The 26171-nt window shown below is 29.6% G+C and carries 29 protein-coding genes and 1 riboswitch; of the genes, 5 read left to right on the top strand and 24 right to left on the bottom strand.

Annotated features, from left to right (window positions below):
- The first annotated feature begins 49 nt into the window (after window positions 1-49).
- From ACZ5B9_RS06590 to ACZ5B9_RS06570, 5 genes are all read left to right on the top strand, one after another.
- On the top strand, window positions 50-721 hold the full coding sequence (locus ACZ5B9_RS06590) for a hypothetical protein (protein ID WP_464421675.1): 672 nt from the start codon (window positions 50-52) through the stop codon (window positions 719-721).
- Window positions 722-864: 143 nt separating this feature from the next.
- On the top strand, window positions 865-1338 hold the full coding sequence (locus tag ACZ5B9_RS06585) for a GyrI-like domain-containing protein (protein WP_464421673.1): 474 nt from the start codon (window positions 865-867) through the stop codon (window positions 1336-1338).
- Between the two features lie 19 nt (window positions 1339-1357).
- Entirely contained in the window at window positions 1358-1990 is a 633-nt protein-coding gene (locus tag ACZ5B9_RS06580; protein WP_464421671.1) for a GyrI-like domain-containing protein, read from the top strand.
- Between the two features lie 10 nt (window positions 1991-2000).
- Window positions 2001-2252 (top strand): ClbS/DfsB family four-helix bundle protein, encoded by a 252-nt coding sequence (locus ACZ5B9_RS06575; protein ID WP_464421669.1) that lies wholly within the window; start codon window positions 2001-2003, stop codon window positions 2250-2252.
- 67 nt (window positions 2253-2319) lie between these two features.
- Window positions 2320-2934 carry a DJ-1/PfpI family protein gene (locus ACZ5B9_RS06570; protein WP_464421667.1) on the top strand — a complete coding sequence of 205 codons (615 nt, stop codon included), beginning with the start codon at window positions 2320-2322 and terminating at the stop codon, window positions 2932-2934.
- A 40-nt stretch (window positions 2935-2974) separates the two neighbouring features.
- On the opposite strand, the gene metK is transcribed toward ACZ5B9_RS06570, so the two are convergent.
- The 24 genes from metK to ACZ5B9_RS06450 all read right to left on the bottom strand — a co-directional run bounded on the left by metK (window position 2975) and on the right by ACZ5B9_RS06450 (window position 26134).
- Window positions 2975-4129, bottom strand: coding sequence for a methionine adenosyltransferase (gene metK, locus ACZ5B9_RS06565; RefSeq protein ID WP_464421665.1), 1155 nt, complete (start codon window positions 4127-4129; stop codon window positions 2975-2977).
- A 141-nt stretch (window positions 4130-4270) separates the two neighbouring features.
- Window positions 4271-4368, bottom strand: a riboswitch (SAM riboswitch).
- Between the two features lie 113 nt (window positions 4369-4481).
- The gene (locus ACZ5B9_RS06560) at window positions 4482-5687 is read right to left on the bottom strand and encodes a tetratricopeptide repeat protein (RefSeq protein ID WP_464421663.1); all 1206 of its coding nucleotides are present in this window, start codon (window positions 5685-5687) and stop codon (window positions 4482-4484) included.
- Window positions 5688-5764: 77 nt separating this feature from the next.
- Window positions 5765-7414, bottom strand: coding sequence for a phospholipase D family protein (locus ACZ5B9_RS06555; protein ID WP_464421661.1), 1650 nt, complete (start codon window positions 7412-7414; stop codon window positions 5765-5767).
- Window positions 7415-7478: 64 nt separating this feature from the next.
- Window positions 7479-8663 (bottom strand): hypothetical protein, encoded by a 1185-nt coding sequence (locus tag ACZ5B9_RS06550; protein ID WP_464421659.1) that lies wholly within the window; start codon window positions 8661-8663, stop codon window positions 7479-7481.
- Between the two features lie 381 nt (window positions 8664-9044).
- A complete protein-coding gene (locus ACZ5B9_RS06545; RefSeq protein WP_464421657.1) occupies window positions 9045-10412 on the bottom strand; it encodes an MATE family efflux transporter in 1368 nt (455 codons plus the stop codon).
- Between the two features lie 110 nt (window positions 10413-10522).
- Window positions 10523-11404 (bottom strand): endonuclease/exonuclease/phosphatase family protein, encoded by an 882-nt coding sequence (locus ACZ5B9_RS06540; protein WP_464421655.1) that lies wholly within the window; start codon window positions 11402-11404, stop codon window positions 10523-10525.
- A 21-nt stretch (window positions 11405-11425) separates the two neighbouring features.
- Window positions 11426-12463 carry a hypothetical protein gene (locus ACZ5B9_RS06535; RefSeq protein ID WP_464421653.1) on the bottom strand — a complete coding sequence of 346 codons (1038 nt, stop codon included), beginning with the start codon at window positions 12461-12463 and terminating at the stop codon, window positions 11426-11428.
- Window positions 12464-12482: 19 nt separating this feature from the next.
- Window positions 12483-13115, bottom strand: coding sequence for a hypothetical protein (locus tag ACZ5B9_RS06530; RefSeq protein ID WP_464421651.1), 633 nt, complete (start codon window positions 13113-13115; stop codon window positions 12483-12485).
- 79 nt (window positions 13116-13194) lie between these two features.
- On the bottom strand, window positions 13195-13503 hold the full coding sequence (locus ACZ5B9_RS06525; RefSeq protein ID WP_464421649.1) for a DUF4298 domain-containing protein: 309 nt from the start codon (window positions 13501-13503) through the stop codon (window positions 13195-13197).
- 120 nt (window positions 13504-13623) lie between these two features.
- Window positions 13624-14196 carry an elongation factor P gene (gene efp / locus ACZ5B9_RS06520; RefSeq protein WP_021769660.1) on the bottom strand — a complete coding sequence of 191 codons (573 nt, stop codon included), beginning with the start codon at window positions 14194-14196 and terminating at the stop codon, window positions 13624-13626.
- A gap of 100 nt (window positions 14197-14296) precedes the next feature.
- Complete coding sequence (locus ACZ5B9_RS06515) at window positions 14297-15058, bottom strand: SIMPL domain-containing protein (protein ID WP_464421647.1); 762 nt, start codon at window positions 15056-15058, stop codon at window positions 14297-14299.
- A 197-nt stretch (window positions 15059-15255) separates the two neighbouring features.
- Entirely contained in the window at window positions 15256-16080 is an 825-nt protein-coding gene (locus ACZ5B9_RS06510) for a hypothetical protein (protein ID WP_464421645.1), read from the bottom strand.
- Window positions 16081-16143: 63 nt separating this feature from the next.
- The gene (locus ACZ5B9_RS06505) at window positions 16144-17046 is read right to left on the bottom strand and encodes a hypothetical protein (RefSeq protein WP_464421643.1); all 903 of its coding nucleotides are present in this window, start codon (window positions 17044-17046) and stop codon (window positions 16144-16146) included.
- 143 nt (window positions 17047-17189) lie between these two features.
- Complete coding sequence (locus ACZ5B9_RS06500; protein ID WP_036071344.1) at window positions 17190-17720, bottom strand: hypothetical protein; 531 nt, start codon at window positions 17718-17720, stop codon at window positions 17190-17192.
- Window positions 17721-17749: 29 nt separating this feature from the next.
- The gene (gene pyrE, locus ACZ5B9_RS06495) at window positions 17750-18379 is read right to left on the bottom strand and encodes an orotate phosphoribosyltransferase (RefSeq protein ID WP_464421641.1); all 630 of its coding nucleotides are present in this window, start codon (window positions 18377-18379) and stop codon (window positions 17750-17752) included.
- Window positions 18380-18457: 78 nt separating this feature from the next.
- Window positions 18458-19729 carry a dihydroorotase gene (locus tag ACZ5B9_RS06490; protein WP_464421639.1) on the bottom strand — a complete coding sequence of 424 codons (1272 nt, stop codon included), beginning with the start codon at window positions 19727-19729 and terminating at the stop codon, window positions 18458-18460.
- A 33-nt stretch (window positions 19730-19762) separates the two neighbouring features.
- Window positions 19763-20119: a hypothetical protein gene (locus tag ACZ5B9_RS06485; protein WP_464421637.1), complete on the bottom strand. Its 357-nt coding sequence runs from the start codon at window positions 20117-20119 to the stop codon at window positions 19763-19765.
- Window positions 20120-20249: 130 nt separating this feature from the next.
- The gene (pyrF, locus tag ACZ5B9_RS06480; RefSeq protein WP_464421635.1) at window positions 20250-20990 is read right to left on the bottom strand and encodes an orotidine-5'-phosphate decarboxylase; all 741 of its coding nucleotides are present in this window, start codon (window positions 20988-20990) and stop codon (window positions 20250-20252) included.
- Between the two features lie 3 nt (window positions 20991-20993).
- Complete coding sequence (locus tag ACZ5B9_RS06475; RefSeq protein ID WP_464421633.1) at window positions 20994-21395, bottom strand: hypothetical protein; 402 nt, start codon at window positions 21393-21395, stop codon at window positions 20994-20996.
- 35 nt (window positions 21396-21430) lie between these two features.
- Entirely contained in the window at window positions 21431-21922 is a 492-nt protein-coding gene (gene pyrI / locus ACZ5B9_RS06470; RefSeq protein ID WP_026746108.1) for an aspartate carbamoyltransferase regulatory subunit, read from the bottom strand.
- Between the two features lie 48 nt (window positions 21923-21970).
- A complete protein-coding gene (pyrB, locus tag ACZ5B9_RS06465; RefSeq protein WP_464421630.1) occupies window positions 21971-22900 on the bottom strand; it encodes an aspartate carbamoyltransferase in 930 nt (309 codons plus the stop codon).
- A 296-nt stretch (window positions 22901-23196) separates the two neighbouring features.
- Complete coding sequence (locus ACZ5B9_RS06460; RefSeq protein ID WP_464421628.1) at window positions 23197-23430, bottom strand: hypothetical protein; 234 nt, start codon at window positions 23428-23430, stop codon at window positions 23197-23199.
- Between the two features lie 212 nt (window positions 23431-23642).
- On the bottom strand, window positions 23643-24683 hold the full coding sequence (locus tag ACZ5B9_RS06455) for a Gfo/Idh/MocA family oxidoreductase (protein WP_464421626.1): 1041 nt from the start codon (window positions 24681-24683) through the stop codon (window positions 23643-23645).
- 14 nt (window positions 24684-24697) lie between these two features.
- Window positions 24698-26134 carry a 6-phospho-beta-glucosidase gene (locus ACZ5B9_RS06450; RefSeq protein WP_464421624.1) on the bottom strand — a complete coding sequence of 479 codons (1437 nt, stop codon included), beginning with the start codon at window positions 26132-26134 and terminating at the stop codon, window positions 24698-24700.
- Window positions 26135-26171 lie beyond the last annotated feature (37 nt).

Raw genomic sequence — 26171 nt, 5'->3', positions numbered from 1 at the left:
AAAATGTTATAATTTTCTAAAATATTAAAAACGAGAGGAAGTGTTGCAAATGAAAAAATTTTTAATAGTAACATTTTTATTTTTTAGCATCTTTGGATTTTCTAATGCTAAAAATAATACTTCAAATGATGAAAAACAAGCCGTAATTAACAGCTTTTATGATTTTATGAAATTTCACACAAATCCTGAAAATGTCAAGAAAAATGTTTTTACAAACTCTGTGGAAGGTACAAATGAAATTTTGGGAAAAAATGTAAGCAATCAACGTAAAAAAAATTTAGAAGATATTGCGGCAAGTCAGACAAATAAATCATTAAAAAATTCTGCAGATTACTTAATAATCGCAAACTCAAAAATTTCATACAAAGTATTGAATGCCGAAATTAAAAATGGTACAGCTGTCCTAACTGTGCATATCAAAGGTCCTAATTTTACAGCTCATGCCTCTGAATTAGAAAATTACATAAAAAAAATTAGCAACGAAGAAAAGAAAAAAATTTCAAAAATGAACAATAAACAGTACCAAAGCTTTCTGCTAGAAAAAAGTTCTGAATTTTATTTGCAATTAGTTAAAAGAAATGATTTACAATATATGGAAAACGATATTAAAGTATATGTAAAAAAATACCCTAATACATGGGGCGTAATTCAAGATTACACCATAAATAATGCCATTTACAAATATCTTGGTTTTGGTTACGGTCCAGAATTGATGAGATAAATTATAAAAATTAATAAATATGACAATATTTTATTGTCATATTTTTTATTTTCAAAATTTTATTTTTTAATATGACATACTCTTGTCATATTATGATTGCTATAATTGATTTAATAAAAATTGATAAAAAAGGTGGTATAATTATGAAATATGAAATAGTAGAAATTAAAGAAAAAACTCTTGTTGGATTAAAGGCTAGAATAAAGGAAGAGAAAACAGCACATGATACAATCTGGAATTTATGGAAAGATTTATATTCTGAAAAAGGTGTGAAAAATGTAAAAGATAGAAAAAATGGTAATCTTATGGGAGTTTATTATAACTACAATAACGAAAATGGATTTTCATATGACTGTCTTGCAGGCTGTGAAGTAAAAAATAAAATTGATGAAATTCCTGAAAAGATGATAAAAATACAAATTCCTGAAGGAAAATATGCAAAATTTGTGATTTTTGGTGATCCTGTAAAAGCTGTTGGAGAATTTTGGTATAAATTTTGGGAAAAATTTGGGAAAGAAAAATCTGATATAAGAAATTATACCTATGATTTTGAAGAATATATAGCAGGTAATGATTATGAAAATACAGAAATTCACATTTATATCAGCATAAAATAATAACTAGGAGATGATAATTATGGCATTTGATTTTAAAAAGGAATTTAAAAAATTTTATCGACCGTCAGAAAAACCTGAAATTATAGAAATTCCTAAAATGAATTTTATAGCAGTACGGGGAAAAGGAAATCCCAATGAGAAAGAAGGGGAATATCAAAAAGCTGTTGAAATGTTATACGGAGTTGCCTATACCCTTAAAATGAGTTACAGGACACAATATAAAATTGAAGGATTTTTTGAATATGTTGTCCCTCCGTTGGAAGGACTTTGGTGGCAGGAAAATGTAAAGCATGAAAATTATATGTTAAACAAGGAATTATTTAACTGGATTTCTTTAATTAGAGTGCCTGATTTTATTAAAAAGGAAGATGTAAAATGGGCTATAAAGTGTGCAACTGAGAAAAAGAAAAAGGATTTTTCAAAAGTTGAATTTTTCAGCTATAACGAAGGACTTTGTGTACAATGTATGCATACAGGAAGCTACAATGATGAACCTGAAACTATCCAAAGAATGAATGAATTTGCACAAAATAATGGATATAATATAGAATTAACAGAAAAAAGATATCATCATGAAATTTATTTGAGCGATCCAAGAAAGGCAGATGTGAATAAGATGAAGACAGTGATAAGACAGCCTGTTAAAGAATAGGAAGAAAATTATGCAAGGATATTCAAGTAAAAAAGAATTGATAGATGAAATAAATAAAAGAGCTGTATTATTTATTAATGAATTTTCAGAAATTACTGATGAAAATAAAGATACTTTTGTAGATGAAGTTGACAAAAGTCCTGTTCAAATGATTACTTACCAGCTGGGATGGATGAATTTAATACTTTTATGGGAAGAAAAAAATAAAAATCATGAAACAGTTATTACTCCTTCAAAAAATTACAAAAAATTAAACTATTAAAAACAAAATAATTTTATTTGGTTTTAAAATAGAAAATTGATTGCAACTAAGAAAGGACAAAATGATAATGAAAAATATAGTTTTTTTAATTTTAGATGAATTTGCAGACTGGGAAACTGCATTTCTAGCTTCGGCATTAAATGAAGAAAATATAACTCAAAATTATTCAGTCAGTTATGCTTCAACTGATAAGGATATTAAAATATCAATGGGTAATTTAAAAATGCTGCCTGACATGACATTAGAAGAAATCACAGAAGACAATACTGACGGATTGATTTTAATTGGAGGAAAAACTTGGAGAAATCAGAGCTTTGAAACAAACTACACAATCATTGAACTTGTTAAAAAATTTAAGAATAATCCAAATAAAGTTGTTGGGGCAATTTGTGATGCTGCTTATTTCCTTGCAACTAATACACTCCTTAATGACTGCAAACATACTGTAAACAATCTTGCTGAAATAAAAGATAATGAAAATTATACAAATTCTGAAAATTTTGTGAAAACAGAATCAGTAATTGATGGAAAGATGGTAACTGCAAGAGGCGACAGTCCTCTTCATTTTGCCAAAAATGTTATGAAAGCGTTAGGCGATATTCCTGAAAAAAATATAAATTTCTTTTTTGATATGTATACAATTGGATTTGAAAAGGCTTTTGAAAAATATTCTAATGAATAAAAAGTTAAAGGGAGTGACTTATTCACTCCCTATTTTTGAATTATTTTCCCAATTCTTGTTTTAATCCTTCAACTTTATCCAGCTTTTCCCAAGGTAAATCAATATCAGTTCTTCCAATATGTCCAAATGCCGCTAAATCTTGATATCTAAATGATGGTTTTCTCAAGTTTAATGATTTTTGAATTCCATTTGGTGTTAAGTCAAATAATTTTGCAACAGCCTCTTCAATTCTTGTTTCTTCAACTGTTCCAGTTCCAAATGTTTCTACACGAATTGACACAGGTTCAACAACACCTATCGCATAAGATAACTGAACTTCACATTTTGTAGCAAAACCTGCCGCAACAATATTTTTGGCAATCCATCTTGCTGCATAAGCTGCCGATCTGTCAACTTTCGATGGATCTTTTCCAGAAAAGGCTCCTCCACCATGTCTAAAGTATCCACCATAAGTATCAATTATAATTTTTCTTCCAGTAAGTCCAGAATCTCCGTGAGGCCCTCCTATTACAAATCTTCCAGTTGGATTAATATGAAATTTTCTCACATTTTCAATATTCAAGTTATATTTTTCCAACACAGGTTTTATCACAAGCTCTTTCAAATCCTTTTCAATTTGTTCATTTGTAACATCTTCGTTATGCTGTACAGAAAGTACAACTGTGTCAACATTCAATAAGTTGCCATTTTCATCATACGCCAATGTAACTTGAGATTTTGCATCCGGTCTTGCCCAGGCTAGTGTTCCATTTCTTGTGATTTCAGTTAATTTTTGTATAATACCACGTGATAGCACAAGTGCCAAAGGCATTAATTCTTCAGTTTCATTAACTGCTCCTCCAAACATAATCCCCTGATCTCCAGCTCCACCTGTATCTACTCCCATCGAAATGTCAGGCGACTGAGAATGAATAGTATTTAACACACCGCAGTCAGAATCAAATCCCATTCCTGGACGGTATCCAATTTCATAAATCTTGTCTCTAACAATCTTCTGGACATCCACATAAGTATTTGTTGTAATTTCTCCTCCTACAACTACAAGACCAGTAGTTGCAAAAGTTTCACACGCTACTCTTGAACTTTCATCATCCGCAAGACAAGCATCTAATATTGAATCTGAAATTTGATCACAGATTTTATCTGGATGTCCTGGTGATACAAATTCCGATGTAAAATAAATTTTTTTTGCCATTTTCTTTCCTCCTAATTTTTATTTCTCCAAACATAACTTAACCTACAATAACTAATTTTAAAACTTATAATTTCAAATTTTAATGCATAAAATATTTTTGACTTTAAAAAAAAAACTCTTCCTAGAAAGGAAGAGAAAAAAATCTTATCTTCGCATTCATATGCCGGACTTAGCACCTTGTATTTACAGGTTGCTGGATACTCAAATGGGCCGTTCCCTAGTATCTCTCTTGATAAGTTTATTAAATTGTATTATAACTTTAAGTTTGATTTTCAGATAACTTTATTGTAAAACAAGTATACACTATTTTTTTACAAATGTCAATATTTAAAAATTTTTATTTTCTATATTTTTATTTATTGTATTCCGCTGCTTTTTTCTTCATAATTTCATCAATATTTACATCTGAAGATTTTTCATCAGATTTTGCCGTTTGTGCAGGTTGTTGCTGTTTAGTTGTACTTGGTTTTTCAGCTTTAATTTCAACTTTTGAAGCTTCCTCTGCTTTACTTTTACTTTTTACGTCATTAAGAGTGCTTTCTGTCAAGCTTTGAGACGAGTTCCCGTTTCCTAGGAATGTTTTTGGCTGTTTATCATTTTTCTTTTCTTCAACTACTCCGCCCTTTTCGATTCTTTCAATAGTAGCCGCAGCATTTTTATCTCCATTTTTAGCAGCTATTTTATACCATTTCAAAGCTTCTGTCATATTATTTTGTTGATGATACGACATTGCAATTGGCATAGCAAGCCCTTTATTTCCAGCATTATATGCTTTTAAAAGGTATGGACGTGATTCAGTTTGTTTTCCACCATCATACAAAATTGCTCCAATTTCATAATTAGCTTCCTTTACACCACGATTTGCAGCCTTTTGGAACCATTTTACTGCTTCTGAATCATTTTTAAGTTCTTTATTTAAAAGTGCTACACGTATATCTGCCTCTTTTATTCCTGCATTATACGCTTTTTCAAACTCTGCCTTTGCCTCTTTATATCTTTTTGCTTTTATTAAGTCAACACCTCTATTATATGCTTCTGCACCAGGACGCATTTTTATTTGACGCATTTGATGTCCGCCAGCATTTGTTCTAGACCCTTTAGGAAGTCTCGCAATTAATTTGTTTGCTTCAGCAGTATTTCCTTCTTCTTTATAAAGGACAGCTAAATTATAAATTGCTTCAGGATAGTTTTTGTCTACACCATATTGTAAAATTTGTTTCACTTTATCCATATCTTTTAAATTGTAATAAAGTTGTGCAAGTGACATAATTGATTCTTTATCACCATTTTGAGCTTTTGTCAATGCTTCTGAAACTTTTACTGGATCAATTTGATTGTCGATTAAATGTTGCTGCTCCTCAGGAGTTAAGTTTTTTATGTCAGGATTTCCTTGTGCTTGTCCTCCAAGGTTAAATATATCAGTATTGATATCCTTGTTTTGTTGCTGTTGTTGTGTCTGCTGATTATCTTTCTTCTTATCCTTTTTCTTTTTAAAGCAAGAAACCGACATCATCCCAATAGCTAAAATTACCATTGCCAACATTATTTTTCTTTTCATTTACTGCTCATTCCTCTCTTTCAAATTCTTTTTATTTTATAATTTTTTAATTAAAATTTTTTGACCAATTTTTATGTCTAAAACGATCCTAATTGTGTCGCATCCAATATCTTATACATAAAATCTGTGCTCGCCTTAGTAGTTGGCTCATCATCAAAGTTTATAGTAAATAAGCCATCCTTATTTTCCCATAATCTATCAAAATATGTATAAATATCCTTTGTTAACTTGGAATTTTTATTTGTCAAAATTCTGAAATTAGCATCCATTATGTAACCACGTATATTTTTTTTGATTAAATTAGCCGAACCTGTGTGTATTATAACATTGCCATCTGTTTTTTTGATTAGTGTTATCTTTGTGTGATATTGCTCATTATTTGTAAAATACCATTTCACTTCTATTTTATTTTTAGTTTTTTTCTTCAATTTCTTAGAAACAGGTTTGTTAGGCAGCCCGTTCGTACTCATTCCAAAAGCATCTCTGCTTCTGTCAAAAATAATCCGAACTTTCACACCACGATTTGCAGCTTTTATCAATCTATCGACAACACCTTTATCAGCTAGAAAATACATACCCATAAGTATTTCATCCCCAGCTCTCGCACTGTCGATATCCTTATCCAGATGCTCACCAATTTTTGCCTCTGTCACAAACTGCAGCTGATATTTATTATTTTCATCATCAAATCTGGTAATTGTATCTCCATTTTTCTGATTTTCATTTTCAGAATTTTGGTTTTTTTCAGGAAGTTCTCCAGTTTGTGCAAATCTTCTCGTTTCCTCTTCCACAAATTCTTTCTTCTTATTCTCAATTTCTTTAACTTGCTTTTCAATTTCACTTTCAGAAAAATTATTTGTCTCACTTGTCTGATTTTCCGTTAAATTTCCAATTTGCCTGTTATTTATTTTATTTTCCTGTTTCTCAGTTACATCAATCTTCCCATCTGAAAATTCAGCCACAAGCTGTAATCCGTGCAGAACATCCTTAGTAATTTCTCCATTAGCTGATATTGCCACATTTTCATGAAAATAACTCGGATCGTGAATGTTAGCACTTGAAACTACAACATTTTCCTCATTTAAAAATATTTTTCTGTGATCCGCCTTTACATTCAATGCTCTCAATAAATTTCTCAAAGTCAATTTAGGCCACATAGACCCGTAAAAGTTCCCAATCCATCCTTTCCCCTGTGGATTTCCGTGAGGCTCTATCAAAGTTCTCCAAATTGGCGAATACCAGGGAAACGTATCCTTGAGCTTAAAAATATCCACCATTATAACATCAATCCCAGCATTTTTCATATCCGTAATAAATGGATGCTCAAAAGCCCCATACAAATTATTATTCTCATCTGAAAGCACATATACCTTCAAATCAGGATTTTCCATCTTCTTTTTAATAAGCCTTCTCGTATATTCCTTAGCAAACTCTGGAAAATGCTCCTTATCCTTATTATAAATATCATTAAACAAAAACATCTCTACAATCAGATAATCCTTTGCTTCATCCACAATCTTGTAAGTCGCCTCCCAAATCTGCCTGTCATACCGAATATTTCCATCCTTATCCAGATAAGTCAAATCATAATGAAACTCAACATTATCACTATCCCGCAACGGACCTTTATAATTTACTCCAAGCGGAGGAGTTTTTATTGTGGAACATGAAATTGTAAAGGCTGTTAAAATACCAATTAATAAATACTTTTTTCTCCTTGAACTCATTTTTTTTAGAAATCTTTATAACTTTTGAAAAGATTTCACTCTCCTTTCTTTTTGCAATGATTTGTCAAATATAATATTCTATATATCCTTCTTTCTCATTTTCTAGTTCTTTTACACATTCAGAAATTTCTTTAGAAGTTATTAAGCAAAATAGTAAAATACTAAATAAAATTATGTAAATTACATCTATTTTTGTCCAAATTGATGAATTCATTTCTCCAATGCTTTTTGTTGTTACTATTTTCCAAATATTTGGTATTGTTAATCCAAACATAGATAAAGTTAAAAATTTATCATATTTATTTCTATCTAAAAGAATAGACGTATTTTTTATTTTATTTATAATTTCTTTATTATAATATTCTGAACTTTTTTTACCATATAATTTTAGCCAGAAATATAATACACTAAATAAAAACAGAGCTAAATTTAATACATTGATATCAAAATTATCTTCTTCTATTCCTATTTTTTTAGCTTCATTTAAATAATTCCATCCTAAATTATTATCTAAAAATATATAATTTTTAATATTATTTCCTATTACTACTATTTTACCTTCTATACTTATTTTATGATTTATTTCCTCTCCATTACTATCTAAGATTCTTGAATTTTCATTATTTATAAATAAAATTTCTCCTTGTTTTACTTCTTCCTCAAATGATATTTTTAAAGGATTAATAATAGTTTTTTGATTAAATAAAAATGAACGCATTTTCTTCAAAAGAATATCTTTCATATGTTCAAGAACAGCTTTACTTAATATATCTTCTGAAATGATTTTTTTTACAATTAAAGATACATTATTTTCTTTATTAATTAATGTTTTTTTTATTTTATAGTTATTAAATAAAGTATCTTTTTTAATGTATAATTTTTTGTCAGTTCTCTCAATAAAAAAATTATGATAACTATTTTTAAAAAATACTTTTATGCTTCCCTTTTCTAATTCTTTTATATTCCCTTTCGTTATTCTAATTGCTGTTACATCTTCTTGAGAATAAAGATTAAGAACCCCTACTATTAACGCTAAACATACAATCCATAATACACCAAATATAATAAGTTTTTTGTTACTAAAATCATCTTGTGTTATTAGGTATAACAAATTTTTTAAAAAGCATAAAATAAAAAACATAAGCAAAAATTGTGTGAAAATCACGGGTAAAACAAGATCAAATTTTTTAAACCAAATAAATATTTTTATGCTGGATAAAAGCAATAGAATTAAAAATAATGTATCCATTTTTTTGTTTTTTCTTCTTTCTGTTCTGTTTTTTTTGTGATTCCAATAAATATATTCCCATAAATAAAAATTTTTTCTATATTGACAAAATAAAAATATTACACATATCATTCCTAATCCATAGATAATCCAAACCAAATTTCTCCTCCATTTTCTCTATAAAATTTATAATCTATCATATCTTCTATCTAACCATCTTGAATCTCTTCTTATAAAACTCTATCCCAAGCAAACCAATCCACTCCATATACCAAAATTTATAAATTTCTGAAAATATTCCACACTTTCTGTATTTTCAATTTTTAATCCATTAACTAATTTCTGTTTTCATCTTTTTTTATTCTCTATATTAATCATCCTTTTTTATTTTTACCCAAATTTCTAACTAACTAGGTTATTTATCCACTTCTTGCTCTTTAATCTCCATACACACGGAAATATTTTTATAACTTCATCACTGCACGAAAGTAAATACACAATTACAACTGGAAATCCTAAATGTAATCCAGAAAAATATGTTATTGGAATAGCAACAAACCAAAGTGGAATTAAGTCCACAAACATTGTCCAGAGCGTATCCCCTCCCGAACGTAAAATTCCAACTAACAGCTGTAAACTTATTGCTTTTACAAAAATTACAAATACTTCCGCCTTCACAACTTCCCTTGCTAACGGATAACTTTTTTCGTTTACATGCTGTAGGATAAATGGACTGAAAATGAAAACAATTACTCCTATAATAATTCCTGAAATAACAGCCACCTTTAATAAAATTATCGAATAGTCGTAAGCATTTTCTTCTCTTCCAGCACCAATCTCGTTACCAATTATAGCCGAAGTTGCACTCGAAAGTCCAAATAACAATGTCAATACAAGACTGCTAATTGATTTTACAACCTGAACTGCAGCCGCAAAATTTGTTCCCATTCTTCCAAAAATCATTACATACATACTTGCACCAAGTACCCACAATATTTCATGAATAAAAACAGGAAGCGATATTTTCATAACTTTTACAAAAAATTCCATCGACAAATCAAATAATTCATTTATTTTCCCTGCAATTGGCAATTTTAACTTGTAAATCACATAAATTATATAAAAAGTGCTTATAATTCTCGCAATAACTGTTGCAACCGCGGCACCACGTACTCCCATCGCAGGAAATCCAAAATGTCCAAAAATTAACATATAGTTTATGGCTACATTTATCAAAAGCCCTATTACACTTGAGTAAAATGAATATTTGGTTTTCCCTATTGCACGAAGCTGCATATTAAAGGCAAAACCAACTCCCACAAGTGGATAAGTCCACGCTACTATACGTAAATATGAAGCCCCTATTTCTATAACTTTTTTATCATTTGTGAATACTGAAATTACAAGTTTTGGGGTAAACAGTCCTGCGAAAAGAAATAGCAACGAAAATAAAAATCCCACTATTATCGTTATCCCAAGACATTTCTTCAGATTTTTGTAATCCTTGTTCCCAAAATACTGAGCCGCCAAAATTCCACCACCACTATTCATCCCAAAAAGTGAAGTCATAAAAATCATAAACATCTGATTTGCAAACCCCAATCCTGCAACAGCAACTGTCCCCAGCCCCAGCGCCACAATCTCTTTACCCACCATAAACATATCAACAAAGTTCATAAGTGCATAAATCATATTTTCAATTGCTACAGGCAACCCAATATTAAGCACTTTTTTATAAACAAACTTTTTATTCAATACTTTTTCTTTCATTTATTTCCTTTCTTTTTCATTGATATTTTTTTAGATTTTCTCAACAGTTTCAGTTTACTTAATAATATTTTTTCCTTAACAAAATAAATTTTTAACTTTAATAAATCTATTTAATCTAAATCCTCCAATGTTGAATATTCTGAGAATATCAACAAATGATCTGACACATATTTTTTTATTATAGCATAATTATTATTTTTTATAAAGTTATAAACTCCAAAATTTCCAGTAAATTCTTTTGTTTTTTCAAAATTTATGAAAAAATTGTCATAAGAACTTACAAGTTTACTATCTGAAAGTGTAGTCAAGTTTTCTTCAGGATTTAAAATATACCTGACGTTATATTTATCAGTCATATTTTTAAAAGCCATATTGTCAGCAGGCGTATTAAAATCCCCAGCGATAATTATATCATCCTCATCTGTCAATTTAGAAAAATATTCATAAACATTGACATAATTTGCCGCCTCAAGCAGTCTCTGCTTTTCCTTATCACCAAAAACCGAATGTGCAATGATATATACAAAATCAAAGTTTCCAGCCTTAAAATAAGCACCATACGGCTCTCTCATAAACTCATTCTCATCCTTTTCCTTATAAAATCCAAGCCCTCTTGCCTCAGAAAATTTGCTCTTCCTATAAATAAATGCAAAATATTCCCGATAATTCTCACTTCCTACAGAATTTTCCGAAATAATATAATCCCATTTCTCTTTAGTCAATTTTTCCAAGTATGCTTGCGTTTTTTTAACTCCCTTCTCATTCATAACTTCTTCCAGACCGATTAAATCAAACTTTGCCAAAATCTGTGCAAATGTCCGATAATCTTTTTGTTTCTCTCCAAGCCGTAATGCATTAAACGATGCTACCAAAATCGTATTTTCATCCTTATTTATATCAATTTCCTGATTTATCTGCCCCTTTTTAAAACAAGAAAATATTCCAAAAATTAAAAATACAAAAATTACCCCTTTTACTGTTCTATTTTTCATCTCAATCAACCCCTTGATCTTTTAATTTTCTATTTTAAATTCAATATTATTCATAACACACCATTTTGGTATTTCCTCCAAAATTTCCAAAAATTTCTTCTGCTCACTCTTAATCAATTCATAATCTACCATTTTTGTAAAAGTTATACCAAAATTACAGCATATCTCCTCTCTTTTCTTAGATATTCTAAACTCCAAATTATATTTGCTCGCTTTATCCACTGCCATACTTATAATTTCCTCAACTTTTATTCTGTTAATGTAATCTCCAGTATCTATAACTATTTTATCCTGATAAAAAGTTATGCTGTAAATCAATGCTTCCAACTTTTTTCTCAAATTATTTTTTTTAATAAGAAATTTTACAATTATTATAAAAAGAATTATTACTACCATAACTAGATTTAAAAATTTTATATATGCAAGAATTCCCAATGTTAAAACATAATAAAATACTTCTGTAAACGATAGGTTTAAAAAATTTACAAATCCAGAATTCTTTTTAAAATCGTCTAAAAGTTCAGCTTTTCTAATTTTAAAAACTTTTTTCTCATAATTTGATAAAAATTTTTCTCGTGCCTCATTGTCTTCTATCTGCTCATCGTATTTCTCTTGAAGCTTTTCTCTACTTATTTTTCTTGAATCATAATTCCAAATCCACTCATTTATCAATTCATCTTTCATATGAAACTTCTGTTCATCTAAAATCAGCCTTTTTGTTTTCAAACTTTCGATATAATCTGCCAGCTTTTTGAACTCATAATTATCTAGTTCACTTACATCTATTTCTTTTCCATCTAAAAATTTCAATTTTTTATATTTTATTAACTCTTTATACTTATTTTTATCTCTAATTTTGTAATTTGGTTCTGGTGTGATAATTTCCAAAAAAAGACTAAGTCCTTCTTTGTTTACATACTCTGTTTCAATAACTCTTTTATGAAATTTTTCAACATAAATAGCTTCTTTCAAATCATCATCTTCAAAATAATAAATTATTTCATTTTTTATTACAATTTTCTTTTCAAAAAATGACTTTTCATAAATTTCTGTATTCATTTTGTCTATCTTTCACAATCTAAAATTTAAATTCCAAAACAATACTCTCACTAAGTATTTCCCTCAATTTTTCCTTGTTCTCAAAACTCAACCAATCCGTACTTTCCTGTAAAACCATTCGCCTTCCAAAATATTTTACTTTTTTAAAAGCTCTTAAAACTTCAACTATAACAGTTCTTCTAGGATGCCTTCCTGCAAATCTTTCATATGAAACTTCCTCCAAAACGACTTCCTTTTCCATAAAGTTCAAATTAGCTTTCCTTATCCCAAATTCATAAAATTTTATATTTTTATCCTCAACAACTATTTTTATCATAGAGTAATAAGAAATGTATAGAACTAAATAACTAAATATAAAAATAATTATTTGAATTCTATTAACAAATACGCTATAATTAAATATAGCTGCTAACATAAAGATATTACTTTCTATTATTTGAGCCTTTCTCTTTAGAACTTCAAAAAGCAATATAAATATTGCACTTAAAATTGGAAAAATAATAATTTTTAAATGAATCGAACTTTCATTTACTGGGAAATTTTGAATATTTGGAACAAGTATCCATAGACATAAAATCACTATGAATATAAATACTTTTATCAATTTTCTTTTCAAAATTTCAAAATCCGTCTTAAATACAATTTTCTCCATTCACATTTTTCCTTTCTAAACATTTCAATATCCGTTTACTTTTATTTTTAACTCTCTGAGATAATTCCTATATTTTTGACTATCTTCTCAACATCTTCGCTGCAATCTCCACCATCCTAATTGCCAGCTCATGATTTTCCCCAAACAAATTATAAGCTCCGTCTTCGCTCAAAACTCCACATTTCAAGTCTTGTGGCAAAACACCGTTATTAAAATCTTCTACATCTAAAAACCAGTTTTCACTGCTGTAATATTCATCCAGCTTTTTATAATCTGACAAATTTTCTTCCAGCTTATCCAACACTATATTCAATTCCCTAAAAATATCTGCTGATTTATCCATGATTTTTTCCATTTGCTCAACTCTTTTTATTATATCATTTTTCATTAAATTTACCTCTTTTCTTATTTTTTAATTTATATTTAATTTTTTCTTGTTTTTTCAAAAAAAGCTACCGGTTTGCGATAGCTGTATTTTTATTATTATATTCCTAATTTTGAATTTTTATTAATTTGCTCTTTCGATGTATTCACCAGTTCTTGTGTCAATTTTGATTTTATCTCCAATTGCTACAAACAAAGGTACTTGTAAAGTGTAACCTGTTGATACTGTGGCAGGTTTTGTTGCACGTCCAATTGTATCTCCTTTTAGTCCTGGCTCTGTATAAGTTACTTCTCTAACTACAGTATTTGGTAATTCTACACCAACTGGAGTTCCTTCATACATTAATACTTGTATAATCATTTCTTCTTCCAAGAAGTTTACTGCATCTCCCAAATCCTCAGTTGACAAAGTAATTTGTTCAAAAGTTTCTTGATCCATAAAGTTATATTCCCCATCAATTTCATATAAAAATTGCATTTGATTTCTGTCAAGAATGATGTCATCCATAAGTTCTGTTGCCAAAACTGTAATTTCCTGAATTTTTCCAGAAATTAATTCTTTTGTTTTAAATTTTACTTCTGCTGCTCTTTGTCTTTTTCCTGATGTTGACTGATGTCTTTCAGCTTTTAATATTAAATATGGGATGTTGTCCTTTCTATATGTACTTCCTTGTCTTAATTCTGCTGCTGGTTTCATTAATTTTTTCCTCCTAAATTTTTACTTTATTTATAATTTATTTTTTAACCTATTATTTTTCATAACTATAATAGAACAATCATAGCTTTAAATTCTACATCTAATATTTTATCAAATAAGTTGCAGTTACTACTACTCTTAACTTTTTATAAATTTGATTAGCCTCATTTTCATTGATTCTTCTTACATCTTCTGTATCTTCAAGCATTTCAAACTGTCCTTGACTAATATTTTTTAGCCCACCAATTTCATTGTTATTTACTTTTAACATTTCAATTGCTCTTATTTCAGCATTTCTTGAAGCATCGACAACTAAATCCTTTTTGTATCTTTCAATATTTGTTATAAAATATTCAGGCATATTTATTTCTATATTGTCACTTTGAAGTTTAAGTTCTGATAATTTTTCATAAAACTCTTCTGCCTTATCAATATTTTTTGTAACAATTGAAATTGTTTCAATCCCATCATAACTGGAAATTTTAACAGCTGGTAACGTTACTGTAGAATTTGAAGATGATTGCTTTGTATTTAATGCATTTTCCAGATAATTGGGCTGAATACGCAAATTTCCTATACTATATTCATTTATGTCAATTTTAAGGCTTTTTATTAAATCAGTTACTAACTTTTCCCTGTCTGATATTTGTTTTTTCAATTCATCCAAATTATCAGACTTTTGAGTAATAACGATGTTTATAAGTGCCTTATCTGCTTTTATTCTACGTTCAGCGACTCCCTTTACCGTAATTCTGTTTTCATCCTTATTCGCTTTATTCATAGCATTTGAAATTAATGCCGAAGATATTATTAATCCAAAGGATAATATTATAGGGATTATTATAAATTGTATCTTTTTCAATTTTTACTCCTTTACTGAACTTTACACCTGTTATAGTATTTAAGTATCTAAAATTATGATTTATTTACATAAAAGTTCTATCAAATTATAGATTATTTTAATAAAAAAGTCAATTGCTATGCAAAATTTTTTTAACTTTTATTTCTTGATTTCAAAAAAATAAACAAGGGTAATAATATACTACCCCTGTACCAATATTAATTGCTTTGTTTATACATTAACCAACCGTTAAAGTATAAAAAGGCACTGTCTCTTCCACTTATTCTACTAATCTGACCATTTTCCAGATACCATTTATTTCTATTCATTACTGCATCGTAATTTTTTTCTTCTGCTAAGCTAACTGTGATTGTTACAGGTCCTGTATGTTTTACAGAGCCTCCACTGTTAATTACACAATTCTCAAAGGCAATATCAGCCATATATCCATGCTCAGCAAATGAATCGTCAACTGTATCAGTACCAAATGCAGATTCAGCAGGATTTGGATTTATACAATAACTACCTTTTTTTACTGTAACTGAATTTTGTACAATTAATTTTCCGTCTGATTTTTGGACTTCCCCATCATCTGTTTTTGGCTCAACTTTTGGTAATTCCGTAGTCTGTTCTTGAGTCGTTGGATTGTTTTGAGGTTCTGTTACAGCTGTTATATTTTCTTTCTTTGATACTGTTGCCATTTCTTTTTTTAAACTCTCTCTTTTTTTCTTATTTTGACTTCTCAAGTAAAAGATTCCAGATCCAACAATAACTATTGCTACTGCAACTAATGCTGCTAGAATTGTAGTCATTTTATTTGAAATATATTTTTCTTCAACTACTTCTTCTTCCTGATGCTCTTCTTCTATCTGTTTAGGTTCCGTTTCTTGTTTTTCAGCTGCTCCGCCTAATCCACCAAATACAGTTTTTTCAAGTTCTTCTTTCTGCTTTTTTAAATCTATGATTTCCTTTTGGCGTTTTAATTCCTCTATTTCTCTTTCCAGCTGCTCCTTCATGTTTTCACCAAATTGGTTATCATCCATAATATCCTCCTAAAAATTAACAATACTAGTCAACGGTAAAATTTATACTGTTATAGTTATTTTTTACATATCCAAATTAAATGTCATAAGTTTATTAAACTTAGAATCCATTTTATCAGGAGCTGTCCATTCACCATTTATTTTTGTATATGGCACGTCAAAGGTTTCTTCCATATATTTTAAATTAGGATCTTTCACTTTTTGATCAATTAATTCCTTCATCCATTCAAAAATTTTATGATTCATCTCCTCTTCTGTTACGGATTTTCCTTTCATTTGTTGTGCTTCTTTTTCTGCTTTTTGATTAAGAAGTGTTCGTATTTCTGACAAATCAGGAGATTTTAGCGTTACATTTAAAATAACTTTATCCCCATTTTCTGTTACATTATTTATCGTATAAGTTATTTTTTTATATGCTTCACTAAATGCATTTGTTGCTTCAAGAGCATCTTTATCCGTAATTTGGGAAGCATATTCTCCTCTCTGAAAAATTCCAATAGCTTCCTTAAAAATAGCTTCAGCTGCTTCTTTTCCACCCATTTGATCTGTTTGTACTTTTGGAGTTGTCACACTTGCCATAGTTTGACCTTGAAATACGCTAGCTACTGAGTTACTCTTAAAACTTGATTTTTTCTTTTTATTATTTGAATTTAAGAAAAAAATTCCAGTTCCTGCGGCAATAGTAACTAATGAAATTGCAGCAAATAAAATTATAATTTTCTTTTTATTTGAAAAAAAGTTTGTTCCTTCATATGAACTATATTCATTTTGCTTATCTTTTTGAACTTTTTTATCGGTATTTTCATTCTTTTCTGCAGTCTTACTTCCTCCTACGCTATCCAACATTGTCTTTTGAAGTTCTTCTTTTTGTCTTTGCAGCTCCCTAATTTCTTTTTGACGTTTTAATTCCTGAATTTCTCTTTCCAATTCTTCTTTTGATTCTTCATTAAATTTATTATTGTCCATAATATACTCCTCCTAAAAAATTATATCTATCTTTTACAGTAAATATTATACCACAAAAAATTAAAAAATCAAGTATTTTTTACAGAATTTTTTTTACTGTTATTTTATAGTATATTTTTAGTTGTAAAAGTATGAACTATTTTTTACATTTGATAATTAAATGACATTACTTTATTAAACTGTGGATTATTGTTTTCTAACTCCCAATTACCATCTTGTTTTACATACACCATATCAAATGTTTCTTCTAGATATTTTAAGTTAGGATCATTTAACTTTTCATTTATTGCTTCTCTTAAAAATTGTTTACTTTTTTCTTCTACTTCAGCATCTGATTTTCCAGCCAGTTGTTCTGCGACTTTTATTATTTTATCTTTAAATATTTTTCCTGCTTCTGACAGATCAGGATATTTCATAGTAATATTTACAAGAACCTTATCTTTGCTTTCTTCTGTTGTTTTGTTAATTTTATAAGTTATTTTTTTATATGCACCACCAAATATTTCTAGTGCTTCAATTGATTCCTTATCATAATTTAATTTAGAAAAGTCTCCTTTTTGAAGTGCTTGCATTGAGTCTTTCACATCATTTTCAGCGGCTTTTTTTCCATTTTGACAACCCACTACTGTCAACATCAAAACTAGTCCTATAACAATTGATACTATTTTTTTCATATCCATTCCTTCTTTCTTTTTTTTGTTTTTTATTTTCCCCATTTTTCAGGATTTTTACTCCATTCCAAAGCGATTTTTGCCTCATCCTGTGTCAAATAATCACTTTGAGCTAGTAATTTTATTAAAACATCAAAATTTGAAAGTGAACTGAATTTACAACTATATTTTGCATAATTTTCCTTTGCACTGTCGAATCCATAAGAAAAAATTGATTTTACTTCCAGTTCCTTCACTTCTTCTTTTTGAAGTACATCAACTGCAATAAGGCTACTTTTTCCTGTTGTGATCAAATCTTCAATTACAACGACTTTTTTCCCTTTGACTTCTGCACCTTCAATCTGTTTTCCAGCACCGTGATCTTTTGGTTTGTTTCTAACATACGCAAGCGGTTTTTTCATTCTGTCAGCAATAAATCCAGCCCAAGGTATTCCAGCAGTTGCAACTCCCACAATCACATCCACATTTTTGTCAATTCTTTCAACAAACGCTTCTACAATCGTATCTCTCTCGTCTGAAAATCCTAATACATAACGGTTATCGCAATAAATCGGACTTTTTATTCCAGACGCAAACGTAAAAGGCTCTCCCACATTGATTTTTACTGCTTTTACATCAAACAATGCCTTTGCCACTTTTTCTTCCAGTGTTAAATTAGCCATATTCCTATTTCCTTTCAAATTTTGATTTTCGTTTTATTTCTACACTATTTAACAATTATCATTATAACGGTAAATTATTTACTTTGAAAAATCAATTTCTTTTCCTTTATGAATATCATTAATTTTTCCATTTTTATAAACAATCTCACCATTTACAATTGTCAATGTATTTTTCCCTTTCAATTTCCAATTTTCATAAGGAGTCCATCCACATTTTGACTCAATTGTATCACCTACAACAACAATCCATTCTTTTTGGGTATCAACAACAATTATATCAGCAAAAAAATCTTCCTCTAATTTTCCTCTTTTTTCAATTTTCATTATTTTTGCAGGATTTTCGCACATTAATTTCTGAATCATTTCAAGCGATATTCTTCCTTCATTAAAAGCGTTAATCATAAGTGCAAGCGAAGTTTCCACTCCTGGCATTCCAAATGTAATTTTTTCCAGCTTTTCGCTTATCAAATGTGGAGCATGATCTGTTCCAATTGTGTCAATTTCTCCACGATTTATTGCTTCCCACAAAAATTCATTGTCAGATTTTTCCCTTAGTTCAGGTTTCATTCTCAAAAGCATTTTATTTCGTTCTGTACTTTCACGAATTTCAGTATTTAAAAATAAATGATGGGGAGTAACTTCAGCATAAATTGGATGTTCTTTTGTATTCAATTCATTATTTTTTTTGGCGTTTATAACTTTTTTCAATTCATTCTCTGATGGGATATGACAAACATAAAGCCCTTTTCCACAATTTTTATTTAATTCTATTGCCTTGTCAATCATTTCATTCTCAGCATGAACTAGCACCAACTTCGAATTTTTAAATACTTTTTTCAATATTTCATCATCTTCAATAAGCATTTCCCCAGTTGTTACATTCATAAAAATTTTTACTGTATTTGCTTCACCACTACTTAGAACTTTTTTTATTTCTTCAACATTATCATTTTTGCTTCCACCAAAATGAAATCCAAAATTCACAATTGACTTTTCTCTAGCCAACTTTTTCTTTTCCAGTAAATTTTCCAATGTTGTAGTAGTAGGAATCGTATTTGGCATATCGTAAAAAGTCGTAATCCCAGCTTTGGCACACGCACGTGAACCTGTTGTAAAATCCTCTTTGTACGTAATTCCTGGCTCTCTCATATGTGTATGCACATCAATAACTCCTGGCATTACTAATTTTCCTTCAATATCAATAATTTTTGTATTTTCATTATTTTCAAATCGGCTTTCATCAATATTTTCAGAAATTTTTTGAATAATTTCGCCATTTATCAAAATTTCAATTTTTTTTCCAAAAACATCTATTCCATTTTTTAAAATAGTAATTTTATTTTTTGCCATTTTTACTCCCAAATTCATCAATTAATTTATTTTTTATCTACCTTCCAAACTTTTTAACAATCTTTCCATTTTCAAAATTTGTAAATCCAGTTTTTCATCTAATGACATATTTTTTTCTTTATTTTTTTTAGCTTTTGCTTCTAATCTTTTTTCTTGTGCTGGTGTAAGTTTTTTAGCCTTTGGTGCCTCTTTTTGAATTGGTGCTACTGCTGTCTGAGCTTCTTCTTCATTTTTTGCTGTTTGATCTGATTCTGTTTCCTCAGATTCTGTCTGGTTTTGTTTCATTTCTACCTTTGGAGCTTCTTCAGCTTTTGTGTCTACGTTTTCACTATACCCCAGTTGATATGCTCCTAAAATTCCCAATACTAATAGTAATACTTTTTTTTTCATAACTTTCTCCTTTATTTTTATAAATTTAATACTCCTTATTTTAATACAGCTTTCTTTGAATTTCATTAATTCTGTTACAGATTTTATATTTTTTTATTATTTTTATTTTTTATCTAAAAAGATTTAAGCTTTATAGTGCTTCTGAAATTTCTTCCAAAACTAATTTTGCACTTTCCAGAGGGTTTTCAGCCTTAGTTATTGGACGCCCAACTACAAGAAAATCCACTCCCTGTTTTATCGCCTCTGCCGGTGTCATAATCCGTGTCTGATCATCGTTACTTTTTCCATCAGCATTTAGTGTAAATTTAGGACGTACACCCGGACAGACTGTCATAAAATCCTTCCCCAGTTTCTCCTTCACATCTTTTGCCTCCTGTGGCGAACATACGATTCCGTGCATTCCGCTATTTCTAGCAATTGTGGCAAGATTTAGTACAATTTCCTCCAATTTCAGCTCACTTTTAAACATTTCAAAAATGTCATTTTCTCCCAAGTTTGTCAAAATTGTTACTCCAATCAGAAGACTTTCTGATTTACTTTCTTTTACCAATTCAGCAACTTCCTTCATAGTTTTGCTTCCATTTGAACAATGAATATTAAACATAAATACATTTTTTTTAATAGCATTTGCACAAGCCATTTTCACAGTATTTGTAATATCATGAAACTTCAAGTCCAAAAAAACTTTCTTGCCTTTTTCATGCAAGTAATCAACTAATTTCCCATCTGTATTAAGATAGCTTTCCAGCCCGACTTTGTACATCGAGATATTGTCTCCCAGCTCTTCAACCAGATTTTTTGCAGATTCCATGTTATCATAATCCAATGCAACAAATATTCTTTCTTTTGCTCTCTCATCAATTATTGCCATTATCTAATCCTCTTTTCTTTTAACTTCTTTTATTTCAATCATTCCCATAAAAATTAGACTTAAGATTTCTAAAACAAATATTGGAATTGCAATAAAAACTGCCGTTTGTTTCAGATTCACCATTAATCCTGCTGTCAAAACCTGCAAGATAAATATAACTCCCCAAGCTTTAAAGTTAAGTGTTATTTTATAGTGTTGGTTATCTGACTCTACATTTATAACTTTTTTAGGCGTTTTCATTAAAAAATTATTGTATATTTGTAGCGTTTGTTCTCCATAATCTACATCAATCTCTGTTTTTCCATTAGATTTTATTTCTACAATTTTTTCATCATTTATTTTTAATTTAAAACTATCTCCTCCACCATTAGAAGATATTTTTGATTCTATAATTATTTTAGGCATTGATCTTTCCTTTCTTTCGATGAACTATTCTTAACTTATTGTATCTGTATTTCATCTTCTAAAATTACTTTTTCACAATAAAAACATTTATATTTCGATTTTTCTTCCAAATTATTTTCATCTAATTTTTCAGAATTTTCTTTTATACGAATAAATTTTGTTTCAATATTTTCATGATTCGAAATACATTTTGGATTATCACATTTCATAAGTCCGATAACTTTATCCAATTTTTCTAATTTTGACTTTTCTACAACTTCATAATTATCAATTATGTTTATTGTAACATTTGGAGCTAGCAACGAAATATTGTTTAATTCCTTTTCTTCTAATATTTTTTCCTCAATCTTTATAATCCCTTTTCTACCAAGTGAACTGCTTGGCATATTTGTTGCGACTGTGATTCTTTCACTATATTCCTTTAATTTTAAAATTTCCACAATTGCAAAAACTTTTTCTGACGGGATGTGATCTATTACAATTCCATGTTTTATTGCCCGTATCAGCAATTCTCTTCCTTCAGACATAATCCTTTCCTTTCTTAAATATAAATTTTCTATTTCAAAATAATAAATTTACAGAAAAAACTCCTTGTCTTTTTTTAAAACAGCCATCATCATTGCCTGTCTCACAGGAATCCCATTTTTAGCCTGTTTAAAGTATAAAGCATATTTTGTGTTGTCTAAATTTGTATCAATTTCGTCTACTCTTGGCAAAGGATGCAAAATTATCATATCATCTTTACATTTTCCTTCGATATTTTCACGGTTTATAACATAAATACCCCTTACTTTCTCATAATCTTCAATATCTGGAAATCTTTCCTTCTGAATCCGAGTCATGTAAAAAACGTCAATTTTATCAAGACAATCCCTGAAATCCTCTAAAATTTCATATTTTATCCCATTTTTTTTCAGATCTTCCAATAAATAATCTGGCATTTGCAAAATTTGTGGTGCTACAAAATAAATTACCGGTTTAAAATGCGTAAGCGCCTTTACCAACGAATGAACTGTCCTTCCATACTTCAAATCCCCAACAAATGCAATTTGTAAATTTTCAAGTGTCCCTTTTTCCTCCAGAATTGTGTACAGATCGAGTAAAGTTTGGCTAGGGTGCTGATTAGAGCCATCTCCTGCATTAATTATAGGTTTTCGTGATGTTTCTGAGGCAAGCCGAGCTGCTCCGTCAAACGGGTGTCTTACAACTATTACATCTGAATACGCTTCCACCATTTTTATTGTATCTCTAAAGGATTCCCCTTTTTTTACAGACGACTGCTCCACAGGCGGTAATGATAAAACATTTGCGCCAAGCCTCATTGCAGCAGATTCAAACGACATTTTAGTACGTGTACTTGGCTCAAAAAACAAAGTAGAAATTATTTTCCCACGCAAAAACTTAAATTTTTCCTCTTCCGAACAGTCTTCAATCTTCCTTGCCAGCTCTAAAATATCAAGAATTTCCTTTTTCCCCATATCATTCATAGAAATAATATTTTCCACCACTATCTCTCCCTTGAATTTCAATATTTATAGTCAATCCACCTAAAAATAAGATTAAAAATATATAACCAATGGATTTCTCATTTCAAACTAGAATTACTATATTTTCTTTAAATTTATGATAACAAATTTTAATGCCATTTGCAAACTTTTCTTTGAATAATAATTTTTTTATATGCTTGAATAAAATTAAATAATCATAACTACTATATTTAATACTAAGCCCCATTTTGAAAATAGGAATAAATTTTTATAATAGAGTTGTTTGATAATTAATTCATAATCATTCAACTAAATTATTTTTTATTATTTTTTGGACATTTTATTAATAAATATTTTTTCATATTACTATTTTTTTCTTTTTTATTTTCGTAGGATTGCTCATTGTCGCAAATCCTTATCTTGCAGTAAAGGTTTATCCTGATAATCAAAATATTTGGCAAGATTGCTACGCAATAACCTATGGCTAGTCTACGACATTTTTCTGCACTGACAAAAAACTCACTATGCTCAGACAGTTTTGCCAGCACAGAAAAATGCTCCGACGGATTAATTTATACTAGAATCTGTTTAAAAAGTGAAAATTATGTTTTAACCATTTGAAAATATTAAGTTTATATCCTTTATTTAGAAAAATTTGTAATAAATTCGTTATTTAAATGAGGTTTGGTATAACTTTAAAAACTTTGGTACAAATAAAAATAGAGGGAAAAATTAAAACTCCCTCTTTTCTATAAAAAAACTATTTCAAATCCTTACTTCCCTCTTCCAGAATTTTTATCTGGCAAAGTATTTCCTCATCCTTGACAGTTTTTTCTTTCCTATTTTTTATTGCCTCATACAAATCATCATAAACTCTGCCATAATCACCTTTTTCCGAAATAACTTTTTCCTCATGGTAATTTCCGTTATTATCATAATAAATTAACGTCCCATAATGTTTTGGCAAATCTATTCCAAAATCTGCATTATCTGGCATATAAAATAACTTCAGATGTTCTTCTTGTCTATCCTCTGTTTCTTTTATAAAGCACCCTTTAGTTCCGTATACAATAAACGAAGCTCTAGGTTTTACCCTAAAATAGCTTCCTTTTACGCTGATTTTTAAACTTTTCCCATTTTCTCTATCATAAAATAAATCTATATCATAATAGTCATTCATCCGATTTGCTCCAAGAAGCTGTCTTACATCATAATGAACTTTATCAGGATTCCCATATCGTGAAATTATCTGATCCAAGACATGCGTCCCATGCCCATATAAAAATGTATTTGCCTGTTTTCCATCATATTCCTTCACATTTTCAGGCACTTCTGCCCTGTAATAATCATAGTTAGACTCAATTTCCAAAATCTCTCCTAATTTCCCGCTTTCAATAACTTTCATTGTGGTCAAGAAATCGCTGTCGAATCTTCTATTGTGATAAGGCTGCACAATTAGACCTTTTTCCTTAGCTAACCTAAATAACTCCTGCGCTTCTTCCAATGTTTCAACAAAAGGCTTTTCCACAAGGCAGTTTTTACCGTGTTCCAGCACCTCTTTGGCGTATTTATAATGTAAATCTGATCTTAGGCAGATAACAACCAGATCAATTTCAGGATCGTTATACAGTTCTTCAATTTTATCAGTATAATTAATACCGTCTATTCTCTTCCAAGTTCTATTTTCCAAATTATTTGTAACAATAGTCTTCACTTTTATTTTATCTTTTCTTTGCAGTAAAAATGGCAGATGGTATCTGTTTGCACTTTTGCCATTTCCAATAATTCCTATTTTCATCATAATAATTATCCTTTTTACAATTCCTTTCCATTGCTTTCAATTACTTTCTTATACCAGTAAAATGAGTCTTTTTTACTTCTTTCCAGCGTTCCGCTCCCGTCATTATTTTTATCCACATAAATAAATCCGTATCGCTTTTTCATTTCTCCAGTTGAGAATGAAACCAAGTCAATACATCCCCAAGGAGTATAACCTAAAAGTTCCACACCATTAATTTCAATCGCTTTCCGCATTTCTTCAATGTGCCTTCTTAAATAATCAATTCTATAATCATCATGAACTTCGCCTTTTTCATCCTTCACATCAATTGCTCCAAAGCCATTTTCTACAATAAATAAAGGTTTGTTGTATCTTTCGTACATTACGTTAAGAGCGTATCGAAGTCCAACAGGATCAATTGGCCAGCCCCAGTCAGATTCTTTTATGTATGGGTTTTTAACACTTCCGACTAATTTGTCCCCACTTTCCACATCTGATTTATCTGCCTTGTCAACTGACGACATATAATAGCTAAATCCAATATAATCAACAGTTCCTTCCTTCAAGTCAATCAGATCCTGCGGCTCAATATGTATGTTAAATCCTTTTCTTTCCCACATTTTCTTAGTGTAGGCAGGATACTCCCCTCTTACGTGAACATCAAGAAAGTGCCATCTCTTATGCATTTCTTCTACAGATTTCATCATATCGTCAGGATTGCATGAATATGGATAAATGGGCACAAACGCAACCATACATCCAATTTCAAAATCAGGATTTATTTTTTTACCAGCTCTGACGGCTCTTGCACTTGCCACAAATTCATTATGAACAACTTGATACATTGTTTCCTCACGGTTTTCGCCATCTTTGTAAGCAACTCCAGAACAAGTGAATGCAAATATATCAACATCAAGATTTGAAGCCTGATTATTGATTTCATTAAATGTCATCCAGTATTTTACTTTATTTTTATATCTTTCAAAAACGGTAATTGCAAACTTTTCAAAAAAATCAATTACTTTTCTGCTTCTAAATCCGCCATAATTTTTTACAAGATTATACGGAATCTCAAAGTGCGACAATGTAATTACAGGCTCAATTCCATATTTTAATAATTCGTCAAACAAATCATCATAAAATTGCAGTCCTGCCTCATTTGGCTGTTCGTCATCTCCATTAGGAAAAATTCTGCTCCATCCGATAGAAGTTCTAAAACATTTAAATCCCATTTCCGCAAACAATGCCACATCTTCCTTATATCTATGATAAAAGTCTATTGCTTCATGATTTGGATAATTTTTTCCTTCTATTATTCCATCAGTAATTTCTCTGGGAACTCCATGTGCTCCAGCAGTCATTACATCGGCTGTGCTTGGTCCTTTTCCATCTTCATTCCAGCCACCTTCAAGCTGATGAGCGGCAACCGCTCCTCCCCACAGAAATCCTTCTGGAAATCCTTTATTTATCATTTTCATCCTCCTAAATTTTATTTGTAAGACAGCATTT

This window comes from Leptotrichia sp. SK-5, from assembly GCF_055387215.1.
Note: the sequence above shows the minus strand (reverse complement) of the source record. Positions and strands in the feature narration are given on the sequence as shown.